The organism is Frigoribacterium salinisoli, from assembly GCF_054781095.1.
In genome coordinates this window covers 541,208-556,279 of record NZ_BAAGVB010000001.1, presented here as the reverse complement: position 1 = coordinate 556,279, position 15,072 = coordinate 541,208, and the positions used below count along the sequence as shown (strand labels likewise).

The following is a 15,072-nucleotide window of genomic DNA, read 5'->3' as shown; positions in this document are numbered from 1 at the left end:
GTCGGACGGCCGACTGCACGCAGCACGCCGAAGTCTCTCGACGCGCCTGGGAACGCGGGCCACGGGGAGCCCCGGTCGCGCCTCCTGCACGCGCCGACGGGGACCGACCCGGATGGTCGGTCCCCGTCGGGAGGCGTGCCGGGACCTGCCCGGCGCGACGGCTCAGTGGAAGCTGTCGCCGCAGGCGCAGCTGCCCTGCGCGTTGGGGTTGTCGATGGTGAAGCCCTGCTTCTGGATGGTGTCCTCGAAGTCGATCGAGGCACCGTCGAGGTAGGGGACGCTCATCTTGTCGACGACGACCTCCACGCCGTCGTAGTCGACGGTCGCATCGGCCTCGAGCAGGCGCTCGTCGAAGTAGAGCTGGTAGATGAGCCCCGAGCAGCCACCCGGCTGCACGGCGACGCGCAGGCGCAGGTCGTCGCGACCCTCCTGCGACAGCAGGCTGCGCACCTTCTGGGCGGCGGCGTCCGAGAGCTGGACGCCGTGGGCGGGTGCCTCGACGGGCGCGGTCGTCGTGGCCGTGGCCGCGGCGGGCGCGGTGGCGGTGTCGGTCATGGTGCCTCCTTCTGGCCGGGCGAGCGTGGGACGCTCGCACCACAGTGTAAGCAGCGGACCCGGGAACGGACCCGCCGCGGCGGTCACGACCGCGCGTCGAGCCTCGCCAAGAGGAGCGCCTCGCTCAGCACGGCCCGGTGCAGCACGCCGAGGTGCTGCGACTCGTTGGGGCTGTGCGCCATCGTCTCGGGGTCCTCGACGCCCGTGACGAGGATCTGCGCGGACGGGAACGCCTCGACGAGGTCGGCGATGAACGGGATCGAGCCGCCGATGCCCGTCTGCACGGGAGCGGTCCCCCAGCCCTCGGTCATGGCCGCCGTGGCCTCGGCGATGGCCCACCCCGTGGTGTCGACGAGGAACGGGTCGCCCAGGTCGACGTCGGTGATCTCGACGTGGGCGCCGAACGGCGCGTGCGAGAGCAGGTGCGCCTCGAGCGCCGCGTACGCCTCGGTGGCCCGCTGGCCGGGGGCGACGCGGGCGCTGATGCGCACCGAGACCTCCGGCAGCAGCGTGTTCGAGGCCTCGGCGACGCTGGGCGCGTCGATGCCCGTGACCGTGATCGACGGCTGGGACCAGGTACGGGCCAGGACCGGGCCCCGGCCGACCGGGACGACCCCGTCGAGGAGCCCGGCCTCGCTGCGCAGCTGGTCCTCCCCACGCTCGGGGTGCTCGGCCTCGCGGCTCGTCAGCCCCTCGACGGCGACGGCGCCGTCGTCGTCGTGGAGGGTGGCGAGGAGCCGGACCGCCGCCATCATGGCATCGGGGACGGCACCACCGAGCATGCCGGAGTGCGAGGCGTGCGCGAGCGTGCGGACCGTGAGCCGGAAGGTCACGTTGCCGCGCAGCGACACGGTGATGGCCGGGACGGTGGTGCTCCAGTTGTCGGAGTCGGCGACGACGATGACGTCGGCGGCGAGGTCGTCGTGGTGCTGCTGCAGGAAGGCGCCGAAGGAGCGGGAGCCGAACTCCTCCTCCCCCTCGACGAAGACCGTCACGCCGACGCCGAGGTCGTCCCCGAGCACCTCGTGGACGGCACGGAGGGCGGCCACGTGCGACAGCACGCCGGCCTTGTCGTCGGAGGCGCCGCGCCCGTAGAGCCGGTCGCCGCGCACGGTCGGTTCGAAGGGCGCCGTGTCCCAGTGGTCCTCGGACCCGGGCGGCTGCACGTCGTGGTGCGCGTAGAGCAGCACCGTCGGGCGACCGGGTGCCGCCTCGCGACGCGCGAGGACCGCGGGCTGCCCCTGCGCCCCGTCGTCGCCGAGGGGCGCCGTGCTGATGCGCACGTCGTCGAAGAGCCCCGTGGACTCGACCAGCGCGGCCACGGCCTCGGCGCTCGTCCGCACGTGCGCGGGGTCGAAGGCGTCCCACGAGACCGACGGGATCCGCACGAGCGACGAGAGGTCGGCGACGGTGCGGGGCATGCCGCCCTGCACGGCCTCCGCGAGTCGGCTGGCAGTCCCCGGGTCGAGGGGCGTGACGGGATGTGCTGTGTCGGTCATGGAGGTAATCTTAGGAACTCGCACCGACCCGAGGATCACCAGTGGCCAAGGCACCGTACACACCGAACGCCGTCGACACCGACGCCGAGACGACACCGACGAGCGCCGGCAAGGGGCGCCCGACCCCGACGCGCCGTGAGCGCGAGCAGGCCAACAGGAGGCCGCTGGTCGCCTCGGGCAAGGAGGCCCAGAAGGCGCAGCGCGCCCGGGCCGCCGAGATCAGGGACCGCCAGCGGGCCGGGCTCGCCGCGGGCGAGGAGAAGTACCTCCCCGTGCGCGACAAGGGCCCCCAGCGCCGATGGGTCCGCGACTACGTCGACGCGCGCTTCAGCGTGGGCGAGGCGCTCATCCCCGCGATGCTCGTCATCGTGGTCCTGAGCTTCGTCCCCAACGTCACGGTGCAGAGCATCAGCCTCCTGGTGATCTGGGGCTTCTTCCTGTTCACGGTCCTCGACTCGTTCCTGCTCGGCCGTCGCGTCGCCAAGCGCGTGGCGGAGCGGTTCGGCTCGGCGGAGAAGGGCCTCCGCCTCTACGCCGCGATGCGCGCGCTGCAGATGAAGCCCATGCGGCTGCCGAAGCCGCAGGTGGCGCGGGGCGAGTTCCCCGCCTGACGCACGGCTCGACGTCGAGAGCCCGTCACCCCTCGGGGTGGCGGGCTCTCGTCGTCCCGTCGACGACCCTCAGGAGGCGCGACGGCGCAGGCGGAGCAGCCCGCGGTTGACCCTGCGCGCCCAGAGCGGCCCCTCGTAGAGGAAGCCCGTGTAGCCCTGCACGAGCGTCGCGCCCGCCCTCAGGCGCGCCTCGACGTCGGCGGCCGTCGTGACCCCGCCGACGGAGACCACGCAGACCTCGGCCGGCAGCACCCGGCGCAGCAGGCCGAGCACCTCGAGCGACCGGGCGGCGAGCGGAGCTCCGGAGAGACCGCCGGCGCCGACGGCGTCGACCTGCGCCCCGGGCGTGCGGAGCCCCTCCCGCGACAGCGTCGTGTTGGTGGCCACCACGCCGGCGAGCCCGAGCTCGAGCACGAGCTCGGCGATGCGGCCGACGCCGTCGTCGGTCAGGTCGGGCGCGATCTTCACGAGCACCGGGGTCCGGCCCGCCGCGTCGCGGACCGCGGTCAGCAGCGGCGCGAGCAGGTCCAGCTCTTGCAGGCCGCGCAGGCCGGGCGTGTTCGGCGACGAGACGTTGACGGCCAGGTAGTCGGCCACGGGTGCCAGGAGGCGCGTGCTCACGAGGTAGTCGGCGACGGCGTCCTCGACGTCGACCACGCGGCTCTTGCCGATGTTGACGCCGATGACGGGTCGGGGCTCCAGGCCGCGTGCCGCCGAGACGGCCCTCGCCGCGGCGGCCGCGCCCGCGTTGTTGAACCCCATGCGGTTGACGACGGCCAGGTCGTCGACGAGCCGGAACAGACGAGGACGCTCGTTGCCCGGCTGCGCCCGCGCCGTGACCGTGCCGACCTCGACGTGCCCGAACCCGAGCGCCCCGAGCCCGGCGATGCCGCGGGCGTCCTTGTCGAAGCCCGCTGCGACCCCGAAGGGCGAGTCGAAGCGCAGGCCGAGGGCCTCGACCGCCAGCGACGGGTGCGGGCGCGTCGCGCGGCGCACGAGGGGTCCGAGCCCGAGCCGCGGCACGGCCCGGATGACCCGGAACGCCAGGTGGTGGGCGTCCTCCGGGTCGAGCCGTCGCAGCACCGTGTCGAACAGGAGGCGGTACGGGGTCCTCATTCGTCGACCGAGCGCAGGGTGCGAGGACGGTCGGCGTGCTCGGCGCGCAGCTGGCGCACGGCGGCCTCGAAGTCGTCGAGGGAGTCGAACGCCTGGTAGACGCTCGCGAAGCGGAGGTAGGCGACCTCGTCGAGCTCACGGAGCGGCGGCAGGATCGCCAGGCCGATGTCGTTGGCCTCGAGCTGGGACGCGCCGCTCGCCCGGACGGCCTCCTCGACCTTCTGCGCCAGGACGGCCAGGTCGCCGTCGGTCACGGGACGCCCCTGACAGGCCTTGCGGACGCCCGAGATGATCTTGTCGCGGCTGAAGGGCTCGAGCACCCCGTTGCGCTTGACGACGTTGAGGCTCGCGGTCTCGGTGGTGCTGAAGCGTCGACCGCAGTTCGGGCACTGGCGTCGGCGACGGATCGACGTGCCGTCGTCGCTCGTGCGCGAGTCGACGACGCGGGAGTCGGGGTGGCGGCAGAAAGGGCAGAACATGGTGCCGCCAGGCTAGCGGAGCCGGAGGCCCGCCCCGGTCGGGTCGGGCCCGATCGGGTCGGGCCCGATCGGGTCGGGCCCGCACCGCACCGGTCGGGTCCGGCCGGTCCGTCCCCGGCCCGGTCCGGTCAGGGACGCTCGAGGCGCGCGCTCACCGCTTCGCCGTGCGCGGGCAGGCCCTCGGCCCGCGACAGGGCGACGAGCCGGTCGGCGACCTCGGCGAGGGCGTCGTGCTCGTAGCGCACGATCTGCTGGGGGCGCAGGAAGGTGTAGGCGCCGAGCCCGGAGGAGAAGCGCGACTGCCCGCTCGTGGGCAGCACGTGGTTGGAGCCGGCGAGGTAGTCCCCCAGGCTCACCGGGGTCGACGGCCCGACGAAGACGGCGCCGGCGTTCGTCACGCCCGCCAGCACGGCGTCGTCGTCCGCCGTCTGGATCTCGAGGTGCTCGGGCCCGTAGGCGTTGCTGAAGTCGACGGCGCGCTCGAGGTCGTCGACGAGCACGAGCGCCGACTGGCGGCCGCCGAGCGCCGTGCGCACGCGCTCGGCGCTCAGGGTGCGGGGCACGAGCCGCTCCAGCTCGCGGCGCACCGCGTCGACCAGGTCGGCGGAGTCCGTCACGAGCACGGCCGCGGCGTCCTCGTCGTGCTCGGCCTGGCTGATGAGGTCGACGGCGACGAGCGTCGCGTCGGCGGTGCCGTCGGCGAGCACGAGGATCTCCGTCGCCCCCGCCACGGAGTCGATGCCGACCCGCCCACGGACGAGCTGCTTGGCGGCCGCGACGAAGTTGTTGCCGGGGCCCGTGATGACCTGCACGGGCGCCAGGCCCAGCTCGGGGACGCCGTACGCCAGCGCTCCGACGGCCCCGGCACCGCCGAGGGCGTAGACCTCGTCGACGCCCAGGAGGCCCGCCGCGCCCAGCACGACGGGGTGCACGGCACCGCCGTGCTCGCGCTGCGCGGGCGAGACGAGCGCGATCTCGCGGACGCCCGCGACCTGGGCGGGCACGACGTTCATGACGACGCTCGACGGGTAGACGGCCTTGCCGCCGGGCACGTACACGCCGGCGCGCTCGACGGGCTGCCAGCGCTGCTCGACGACGGCGCCGGTCGACGGCCGGGTCACGGCGGGCGCGGGCACCTGGGCGCGGCTGGCCTCGGTGACCCGCGCGATGGACTCGACCAGCGCGTCGCGCACGAGCGGGTCGAGCTCGTCGACGGCACGCGCGAGGTCCTCCGACGTGGCCCGGAACGTCGTCGGGCGGACCCCGTCGAAGCGCTCGGCCTGGTCGGCCAGGGCGCTCAGCCCGCGCTCCCGGACGGCCCGCAGGAGCTGCTCGGCGGCTCCCGTCGCGGCGGAGACGTCCGCGGTGGTGCGCGGCACGAGGGCGAGGAGGTCGGACGGGCTCGGGCGGCTGCCCCGGAGGTCTGTGGTCTGGATCATGGCCGGACCAGCCTAGCCGGGCGGGACGCGCCTCCGGCCGGTCCCGGCCCGACCGCGGCTGCCGAGGCGGCGGGGCCGGCTCAGACCAGGCAGCCCGGCCCGAGCAGGCTCTTCAGCTCGCCGAAGAGGTCGGCGGTGACGTCGACCGGCATGGGCACCTCGAAGCTCCGCGCGACGCCGCCCTTGACCAGCTTGAGGCGGACCTCGGTGCGCCCGCGGTGCCGGCCGAGCACCGCCGCCAGCTCGGTGACGACGTCGCTCGTCGCCCGCCGCTCGGGGATCTGCAGCACCAGGGGCCCGGAGTCGACGCCGACGCCGAGGTCGGGCTGGAACATGCTCACGGCGTGCAGGTTCATGCCGTCGTCGCGCACGCTGACGCGCCCCTTGAGCACGATGATGGAGTCGCCCACGAGGGACGGTCCGAACTCCTGGTACGTCTTGCCCAGGAACATCGCGGAGATCTCGCCGCCGAAGTCCTCGACCGTGACGATGCCGTACGGGTTGCCCGAGTTGCGCGCCACCCGGTGCTGCACGCTCGTGACGAGGCCCGCCACGGTGACCTGCTCGCCGTCGATCGACGCGTCGCTCGCGAGGATGTCGGTGACCGTCGTGCTGCGGTGCTTGGCGAGCGGCAGCTCGAGCCCCGCGAGCGGGTGGTCGCTCACGTAGAGGCCGAGCATGTCGCGCTCGAAGGCGAGCTTGTCCTTCTTGGTCCACTCGGGCCGGTCGGGCACGTGCTGCACGGCCTGCGGTTCGTCCCAGAGGGAGTCGAAGTCGAAGCCGACCTGCCCGTTGGCCTCGGCGCGCTTCTCGCTCACCGCGGCCTCGACCGCCGACTCGTGGATCTCGACGAGCGCGCGGCGCGTCGAGCCGAGCGAGTCGAAGGCACCGGCCTTGACCAGCGACTCGACCGTGCGCTTGTTGGCGACGGGCAGCGGGACCTTGCGCAGGAAGTCGTGGAACGACGAGAACGCGCCCTCCTTCTCGCGCGAGGCCCTGATGTGCTCGACGACGTTGAACCCGACGTTGCGCACGGCGCCCATGCCGAAGCGGATGTCCTCGCCGACGGCGGCGAAGAACCCGATCGACTCGTTGACGTCCGGGGGCAGCACCTTGATGCCCATGCGGCGGCACTCGTTGAGGTAGAGCCCGAGCTTGTCGCGCGAGTCGCCGACGCTCGTCAGCAGCGCCGCCATGTACTCGGCCGGGTAGTGCGCCTTGAGGTACGCGGTCCAGTACGACACGACGCCGTACGCGGCCGAGTGCGCCTTGTTGAAGGCGTAGTCGGAGAAGGGCAGGAGGATGTCCCAGATGGCCTTGACCGCGCCGTCGGAGTAGCCGTTGGACTTCATCCCCGCCGAGAAGCCCTCGAACTGCTTGTCGAGCTCGGACTTCTTCTTCTTGCCCATGGCCCGGCGCAGGATGTCGGCCTGGCCCAGCGTGAAGTTCGCGAGCTTCTGCGCGACGCTCATCACCTGCTCCTGGTAGATGATGAGGCCGTAGGTGCCGCCGAGCACCTCGCGCAGGGGCTCCTCGAGCTCGGGGTGGATCGGGGTGATCCCCTGCACGCCGTTCTTGCGCAGGGCGTAGTTGGTGTGCGAGTTCGCCCCCATGGGACCGGGGCGGTAGAGCGCGATGACCGCGGAGATGTCCTCGAAGTTGTCGGGCTTCATGAGGCGCAGGAGGCCTCGCATCGGCCCGCCGTCGAGCTGGAAGACGCCCAGGGTGTCACCCGAGGAGAGCAGCTCGTAGGCACCGCGGTCGTCGAGCTCGAGGTCCTCGAGCACGAGCTCGAAGCCGCGGTTCGTCTTGATGTTGTCGAGGGCGTCGTTGATGATCGTGAGGTTGCGGAGCCCGAGGAAGTCCATCTTGATGAGGCCGAGGGACTCGCACGCCGGGTAGTCGAACTGCGTGACGATCTGGCCGTCCTGTTCGCGGCGCATGATCGGGATGATGTCGAGCAGCGGGTCGCTCGACATGATCACGCCGGCGGCGTGCACGCCCCACTGGCGCTTCAGCCCCTCGAGGCCCAGGGCGGTGTCGAAGACGGTCTTCGCCTCGGGGTCGGCCTCGACGACGGCACGGATGTCGCCGGCCTCCTTGTAGCGGGCGTGCTCGGCGTCGAAGATGCCCGTGAGCGGGATGTCCTTGCCCATGATCGCGGGCGGCATCGCCTTCGTGAGCTTCTCGCCCATGCCGAAGGGGAAGCCCAGCACCCGCGAGCTGTCCTTCAGGGCCTGCTTCGCCTTGATCGTGCCGTAGGTCACGATCTGGGCCACGCGCTCGTCGCCGTACTTGTCGGTCACGTAGTTGATGACCTCGCCACGGCGACGGTCGTCGAAGTCGACGTCGAAGTCGGGCATGCTCACGCGGTCGGGGTTGAGGAACCGCTCGAAGATCAGCCCGTGGCGGATCGGGTCGAGGTCGGTGATGCGCATGGCGTAGGCGACCATCGAGCCGGCGCCCGAGCCACGGCCCGGCCCGACCCGGATGCCGTTGTCCTTCGACCAGTTGATGAAGTCGGCGACGACGAGGAAGTACCCGGGGAACCCCATCTGCGCGATGACGCCGACCTCGTAGTCCGCGCGCTCGCGCACGTCGGCGGGGATGCCGTCGGGGTAGCGGTAGACGAGGCCCTTCTCGACCTCCTTGATGAACCAGCTCTCCTCGTTCTCGCCCTCCGGCACGGGGTACCGGGGCATGTAGCTGGCCGAGGTGTCGAACTGGACGTCGCAGCGCTCGGCGATGAGCAGCGTGTTGTCGCAGGCCTCGGGGTGGTCGCGGAAGAGGTGGCGCATCTGCGCGGCCGACTTCAGGTAGAACTCGTCCGCGTCGAACTTGAAGCGGTTCGGGTCGTTGAGGGTCGACCCCGACTGGACGCAGAGCAGGGCCGCGTGGCTCGTGGCGTCGTGCGCGTGGGTGTAGTGCAGGTCGTTGGTCGCCACGAGGGGCAGCCCCAGGTCCTTCGCGAGGCGCAGGAGGTCGCCCATGATGCGCCGCTCGATGCCGAGCCCGTGGTCCATGATCTCGGCGAAGTAGTTCTCGGCGCCGAAGATGTCGCGGAAGTCGGCCGCCGCCTGGACGGCCTCGTCGTACTGGCCGAGCCGCAGGCGGGTCTGGACCTCGCCCGACGGGCAGCCCGTCGTCGCGATGAGCCCGTCGGAGTACTGCGAGAGCAGCTCGCGGTCCATGCGCGGCTTGAAGTAGTACCCCTCGAGCGAGGCGCGCGACGACAAGCGGAAGAGGTTGTGCATGCCCGGCGTGGACGCGGCGAGCAGGGTCATGTGCGTGTACGCGCCCGCACCGGAGACGTCGTCGCGGCCCCCGTCGCCCCACCGCACGCGGGTCTTGTCGCCGCGGTGCGTGCCGGGCGTGACGTACGCCTCCGTGCCGATGATCGGCTTCACGCCGGCCTCGTTGGCGCTCTTCCAGAAGTCGAAGGCGCCGAAGACGTTGCCGTGGTCCGTGACCGCGACCGCCGGCATGCCCTGGGCGGCCGCCTCGCTGAGCAACGGCTTCACGCGGGCCGCGCCGTCGAGCATCGAGTACTCGCTGTGCACGTGCAGATGGACGAACGAGTCGGTGCTCTGGGCCACGCGGTCTCCGTCGGGACGAGGTCGGACGATGGACGTCGAGTCTAACCGTCGGCACCGACCCCGACGACGGTCGGGAGGGGCGGGCGCCCCTCCCGACCGGTGGGCACCTAGCGGGCGGTGGCCGCTCCCCCGACCTCCTCGAGCCGCCAGCCGGTGGCCGTCGTGCCGATCGAGACCGTGCCTCCTGCCCGCGTGACCGTGAAGTCCGCACGCTCGCCCGTCGGCGTCGTGACGGTCACCTCGCGCGTGCCGTCCGGGCCGGGGAAGGCCCTCAGGACGAGCCCGTCGAGGTAGTCGTGGTCCGGGCGGTCGTCGCGCCCGCCGAGCGGCAGCACCGCGCCCTCGCGCACGTAGAGGGGCAGCGTGGTCACGTCGTGCACCTCGGTCCGCCACGTGCCCGATCCGGCGTCGACGACCTCGCCGGTCCACCAGTCCGTCCACCGCCCTGCGGGCAGGTAGACCTCGACGGTGCCGTCCGCCGAGAAGACCGGGGCCACGAGCAGGTCGTCGCCCAGCAGGTACTGCGTGTCGACGTGGGCCGCCGTGCGGTCCGTCGGGAACGCGAGCACCATCGGCCGCATCACCGGCAGGCCCGAGCGCGAGGCCTCGAGCCCCGCCGCGTAGAGGTACGGCATGAGCGCGAGCTTCAGCTTCGTGAAGCGACGCGTGACCTCGACGGCCTCGTCGTCGAACGCCCACGGCACCCGGTACGAGCTGCTGCCGTGGAACCGGCTGTGGCTCGAGAGCAGGCCGAAGGCGGTCCAGCGCTTGTAGACGTCGGGATCGGGGGTGCCCTCGAAACCACCGATGTCGTGGCTCCAGAACGAGAAGCCGCTCATCGCGAGCGACAGCCCCCCGCGCAGGGTCTCGGCCATCGACTCGAACGTCGAGGTCGAGTCGCCGCCCCAGTGCACGGGCAGCTGCTGCCCTCCGGTCGTCGCCGACCGGGCGAACACGACCGCGTCGCCCTCGCCACGGACCTCCTCGAGCACCTCGAAGACCGCGCGGTTGTAGAGCTGCGCGTACCAGTTGTGCATGCGCTCGGGGTCGGAGCCGTCGTGCCAGACGACGTCCGTCGGGACGCGCTCGCCGAAGTCCGTCTTGAAGGCGTCGACGCCCTGGGCCTGCAGCGCGCGCAGGTGGTCCTGGTACCAGGCCGTCGCCTCGGGGTTCGTGAAGTCGACGAGGCCCATGCCGGCCTGCCAGAGGTCCCACTGCCAGACGCTGCCGTCCGGGTTGCGGACCAGGTAGCCTGCCTCGGCCGCCTCGCGGAAGAGCTTGGAGCGCTGCCCGATGTAGGGGTTGATCCACACGCAGACGCGCAGGTCGCGCTCGTGCAGCCGGGCGAGCATCCCCTCGGGGTCGGGGAACACCCGTCGGTCCCACTCGAAGTCGCACCAGTGGAACTCGCGCATCCAGAAGCAGTCGAAGTGGAAGACGCTGATCGGCATGTCGCGACGGGCCATCTCGTCGACGAACGACGACACGGTCTCCTCGTCGTAGTCGGTCGTGAACGACGTCGACAACCAGAGCCCGTAGGACCACGCGGGCACGTGCGCGGGGCGGCCCGTGAGGCGCGTGTACCGGTCGAGGACGTCGGCGGGCGTCGGGCCGGCGATCACGTAGTAAGTGAGCCCCTCGCCCGCGACCGAGAACTGCACGCGCTCGACCGCCTCCGATCCGATCTCGTACGACACGTGCCCCGGGTGGTCGACGAGCACGCCGTACCCCCGGTTCGTGACGTAGAACGGGACGTTCTTGTAGGCCTGCTCGCTCGAGGTGCCCCCGTCCGCGTTCCAGACGTCGACGGTCTGGCCGTTCTTGACCAGCGGGCCGAAGCGCTCCCCCAGGCCGTAGACGAGCTCGCCCACGCCCAGCGACAACTGCTGCGAGACGTAGCTCGGCGAGGTCAGGCGGCCCGTGCCGCCCCGCGCGTTCCCGACCATGGTGCCGTCGAGGTGCGCGTCGGCCGCCACCGAGTGGTAGCCGATCGACTTGGCACCGCTCCGGGTGAGCACCGTGCCGCCGTCGGAGAACGCCAGGTCGAAGGGCGCGCCGGGGGCGACGGTCGCCGTGAGCCGGCCCGAGGTCAGGGTCGCGCCTCCTGCGCTCGCCTCGGCCGTGCCGACGCCCTCCGCCCCGCCCTCGGCCCCGACCAGGTCGAAGCCGATCTCGTCCCTGCCCCCGGAGAAGTGCTGGACGGTGACGCCGATGACTCCCTCGAGGGGCGAGCTCAGCGTGACCGTCATCGCAGGGCGGTTGAGGGTGTCGCCCCGCGTGGCGATGACCTTCGTCGGGGCCGTGACGACGACCGAGCGACCGTCGACGTCGACGTCGTAGGCCTCCTGGGCGAAGAGCGAGGCGACGCCGGGGCGCGTCTGCCAGAAGCCGTCGGTGAACTTCATGAGGTGCCTTTCGGTGGGAGGAGCGTCACTTGACCGCTCCGGCGGTGATGCCGCGCGTCAGGGTGCGCTGGAAGATCAGGAAGAAGACGAGCGTCGGGACCAGGCCCAGCAGGGCGGACGCGCTCGTCGTCGTCACGTCCATGAGGCGATCGCCCTGCAGCGCCGTGATGGCGACCGGGACGGTCTGGTTGGCGTTCGAGACCAGGAAGGTGAGCGGGATGAGGAACTCGTTCCAGGTCCAGATGAAGAAGAAGATGGCCAGCACCGACAGCGTGGGACGACTGATCGGCACGATGATGCGCCACAGGATCTGCCAGCGGCTCGCCCCGTCGAGCGACGCGGCCTCGAGCACCTCCTTGGGGAAGGTGCCGTAGACGCTCGCCAGCAGGTACGTGCCGAAGGCGCTCTGGACCACCGTGAAGATGATGATGACGGCCCAGATGTTGTCGTAGAGCCCCACCTGCTTGAACAGGAAGTACAGCGGGTAGAGCAGGGCCTCCTGCGGGACCATGTTCGCCAACAGGAACAGCACGATGATCCAGGTGCGGCCGCGCACCCGCCCGATGCCGAGCGCGTACGCGTTGCAGACCGAGATGACCACGGCGAAGAGCGCCACGAGGCCCGCGATCACGAAGCTGTTCCAGAGCTTCGCGGGGAACTCCACGCGGTTCCAGAAGCCCACCAGGCCGTCGAGGTAGATCGAGCTCGGCAGGCTGAGGGGCCCGCCGTTCGTGTAGTCGGCCGGCGACTTGAACGAGTTGACCAGGATGAGCAGGAACGGCAGCGCGACGACCACGCCGAAGAGGACGGCGGCCACCAGCACCAGCCAGTCGGTCGGGATCTTCTTCTTCGTGCGCTGCTTCGCGCGGGGAGCCGGCGACGGCTCCACCGGGTGGATCCGGTCGTCCTTCACGGGCGGGGCGACGGTCGAGGCCATCAGCGCTCCCTCTCAGATCGTTCGACCCGGTTCTGGGCCTGGATGAAGAAGATGGTGATGACGACGATGACGAGGGTCAGGGCCGTCGCGATGGTCGCGCCGTAGCCGACCTGCTGGCTCTGGAAGAACTCGCTGTAGGCGTAGTAGCTGGGCACGATCGTCGAGTCGCCGGGGCCACCGCGCGTGAGCGCGTAGATCGGTCCGAAGACCTTGAGCGCCGCGATCGTGCAGGTGAGCACGACCACGAAGATCTCGGGCCGGATCATGGTGACGGTGATGGCGCGGAAGCGCTGGGACCAGCCGGCGCCGTCGAGCTCGGCGGCCTCGTAGAGCTCCGGGTCGACGCGCTGCAGCGCCGCCATGAAGATGACGACCGGGTAGCCCAGCTGCACCCAGACCATGACGACCATGATGCTGAGCAGCGCGGTGTCGGGGCTGCCGAGCCAGTTGTGCTGGAACGCTCCCAGGCCCACCGCGTCGAGGACCGTGTTGAGCGCGCCGTTCTCCGGTCGCAGGATCCAGCCGATGACGATCGCGGCGATCGCGACGGGCAGGATCTGCGGCAGGTAGTAGGTCGCCCGCAGGAACGAGGCGAGCCGCCCGCCGAACTTCCGCCCGATCACGTCGAAGAGCACGGCGGCCAGGAGCAGGCCGAGCAAGGTCGGCACGACCACCATCGCGATGATGAGGAAGACGCTGTTGACGAACGAGGTCCAGAAGCGGTCGTCCGCCAGCAGGGCGCGCCAGTTGTCGAGGCCCGCCCAGGTCGGCGGACGGATCCCGCGGTAGTCCGTGAAGCTCAGGTAGACGTTCCAGACCAGGGGCACCAGCACGACGACCGTGAAGAGCACGAAGCCGGGGATCAGGTACAGCCAGAAGCCGCGGCGTCCCGCGCCGGGCAGGAGGCTCTCCTCGGCGGGACGGGGCGGGCGGCCGGCGCGGCCGGCGGCGGCGGCGGCGGAGGCGGGCCCGGAGCCCGGGAGGGCCGGCGACGCGCGCCGACCCTCGCGGGGCTCCCGCGCCTCCTGCGTGTCGAGGGAGCTCATCGCCTACTGGCCGGTGATGTCGTCGACGCCGCTCTGGTACTGCTCACCCAGCGCGTCGAGCATGCCCTCGGGCGTCGTGGTGCCGTTGACGAGCTCCTGCGTGCCCGCCACGAGCTGGTCGTAGAAGGTCGGCGTGGGCCAGTCCGGGTAGAAGGCCAGGCCGTCGCGCTCGACGAGCGTGTTCCAGTTCGCGATGAGCTCCTGGCTCTTCGGGTCCGTGATGTCGGCCGGGTCGGCCTTGACCGGGACGCCGCCGTTGTTGCCGATGAGGTTCTGGATCTCGGGGCGCAGGGTGATGTCGATGAACTCGTGGGCGAGCTCCTTGTTGGCCGCGTTCTCGGGTACGACCCAGAGGTTGCCGCCCGAGCCGGGCGCCATCTCGCTGCCCGGGAAGAGGAACGTGCCCCAGTCGAAGCTCGTCGCCTCGGTCACGGCACGGCCGTACCACCACGAGCCGGAGACCATCATGGGCGCCTGTCCGCTCATCCAGGCCGTGCCCATGTCCTCGGCCTTGATGCCCGTGACGTCCTTCGAGATGTAGCCCTTCTCGACGTACTCCTCGAGCTTCTCGGCGGCGTAGGTGAGCTCGGGGCCCTGCCAGTCGACGTCGCCCTCGTACAGCTGGTAGTCGTCGACGAACGAGCGGTCGGCCCGGGTCAGGGCGAGCTGGTAGAAGAGCTGGCCGAGGGGGTACTCCGCACCGGCCTCGGCGAGGGGCGTGATGCCCGCGTCGGCGAAGGTCTGCAGGGCGGCCTCGAACTCGTCGTAGGTCGTCGGCACCTCGATGCCCTGCTCGGCGAAGGCGTCCTTGTTGTAGTAGACCTCGACGTACTCGCCGTAGTTGGGGATCCCGTACCAGCTGCCCGAGCCCATGATGCCGGCCTCGTCGTACTTCGACGTCGTCGCGACCGACGGGGCGAGGTCGTCGTCCCAGCCGTGCTCGGAGACGGCGTCGTCGAGGTTCGAGAGCAGGCCCTGGCTGGCCAGCAGGCCGGCCGTGGCGTTGCCCTTGTTGTACTCGAGGATGTCGGGGGCCTGGTCCGAGTTGAGGACCTGGCTCGCGGTCGAACGGATCTGCTCGAAGCTCTTCTCCTCGAACTCGACGGTCGCCCCGGTCTCCTCCTCGAAGGTGGCGATGGCCTGCTCCCAGGCGATGCCCATGGCGCTGGTCTCGCTCTCGAAGTGCCAGAGCGTGAGGGTGTCGGGGTCGGACGAGCCGCCCCCTGCCGAGCAGCCGGTCAGCAGCGCCGCGGTGGCGGCGAGGGCCGTCCCGGCGACGAGCACGCGTCGTGTGGTCATGTTCTACCTCCTCGTAGATGCCCTGGGCACGATCGAAGCGTTTCGATGATCGGCACGGGCGGGTGGACGTCAGCGTCAGTGGTGCAGGTG

The 15,072-nt window shown here is 71.4% G+C and carries 11 protein-coding genes; 1 reads left to right on the top strand and 10 read right to left on the bottom strand.

The window, feature by feature from the left end:
• Positions 1-162: 162 nt before the first annotated feature.
• Positions 163-555 (bottom strand): iron-sulfur cluster insertion protein ErpA, encoded by a 393-nt coding sequence (gene erpA / locus ACYVHQ_RS02640; protein WP_460510580.1) that lies wholly within the window; start codon positions 553-555, stop codon positions 163-165.
• Positions 556-638: 83 nt separating this feature from the next.
• Positions 639-2,054, bottom strand: a complete 1,416-nt coding sequence (locus ACYVHQ_RS02635; RefSeq protein ID WP_460510579.1) for a M20/M25/M40 family metallo-hydrolase — start codon at positions 2,052-2,054, stop codon at positions 639-641.
• Between the two features lie 41 nt (positions 2,055-2,095).
• Here ACYVHQ_RS02635 and ACYVHQ_RS02630 point away from each other — a divergent pair, with 41 nt between their 5' ends.
• Positions 2,096-2,665 carry a DUF3043 domain-containing protein gene (locus tag ACYVHQ_RS02630; RefSeq protein ID WP_460510578.1) on the top strand — a complete coding sequence of 190 codons (570 nt, stop codon included), beginning with the start codon at positions 2,096-2,098 and terminating at the stop codon, positions 2,663-2,665.
• A 69-nt stretch (positions 2,666-2,734) separates the two neighbouring features.
• On the opposite strand, the gene ACYVHQ_RS02625 is transcribed toward ACYVHQ_RS02630, so the two are convergent.
• From ACYVHQ_RS02625 to ACYVHQ_RS02590, 8 genes are all read right to left on the bottom strand, one after another.
• Positions 2,735-3,781, bottom strand: a complete 1,047-nt coding sequence (locus ACYVHQ_RS02625) for a quinone-dependent dihydroorotate dehydrogenase (RefSeq protein ID WP_460510577.1) — start codon at positions 3,779-3,781, stop codon at positions 2,735-2,737.
• Positions 3,778-4,260 (bottom strand): transcriptional regulator NrdR, encoded by a 483-nt coding sequence (nrdR, locus tag ACYVHQ_RS02620; protein WP_460510576.1) that lies wholly within the window; start codon positions 4,258-4,260, stop codon positions 3,778-3,780. Before nrdR ends, ACYVHQ_RS02625 begins: the two co-directional genes overlap by 4 nt.
• A 128-nt stretch (positions 4,261-4,388) precedes the next feature.
• On the bottom strand, positions 4,389-5,699 hold the full coding sequence (gene hisD / locus ACYVHQ_RS02615; protein WP_460510575.1) for a histidinol dehydrogenase: 1,311 nt from the start codon (positions 5,697-5,699) through the stop codon (positions 4,389-4,391).
• A gap of 80 nt (positions 5,700-5,779) precedes the next feature.
• Complete coding sequence (dnaE, locus tag ACYVHQ_RS02610) at positions 5,780-9,241, bottom strand: DNA polymerase III subunit alpha (protein ID WP_460511220.1); 3,462 nt, start codon at positions 9,239-9,241, stop codon at positions 5,780-5,782.
• 161 nt (positions 9,242-9,402) lie between these two features.
• The gene (gene yicI, locus ACYVHQ_RS02605) at positions 9,403-11,700 is read right to left on the bottom strand and encodes an alpha-xylosidase (protein WP_460510574.1); all 2,298 of its coding nucleotides are present in this window, start codon (positions 11,698-11,700) and stop codon (positions 9,403-9,405) included.
• A 25-nt stretch (positions 11,701-11,725) separates the two neighbouring features.
• Entirely contained in the window at positions 11,726-12,637 is a 912-nt protein-coding gene (locus ACYVHQ_RS02600; RefSeq protein ID WP_460510573.1) for a carbohydrate ABC transporter permease, read from the bottom strand.
• Positions 12,637-13,683 carry a carbohydrate ABC transporter permease gene (locus ACYVHQ_RS02595; protein WP_460510572.1) on the bottom strand — a complete coding sequence of 349 codons (1,047 nt, stop codon included), beginning with the start codon at positions 13,681-13,683 and terminating at the stop codon, positions 12,637-12,639. Before ACYVHQ_RS02595 ends, ACYVHQ_RS02600 begins: the two co-directional genes overlap by 1 nt.
• A 3-nt stretch (positions 13,684-13,686) precedes the next feature.
• Entirely contained in the window at positions 13,687-14,982 is a 1,296-nt protein-coding gene (locus tag ACYVHQ_RS02590) for an ABC transporter substrate-binding protein (RefSeq protein ID WP_460510571.1), read from the bottom strand.
• Positions 14,983-15,072: the final 90 nt, after the last annotated feature.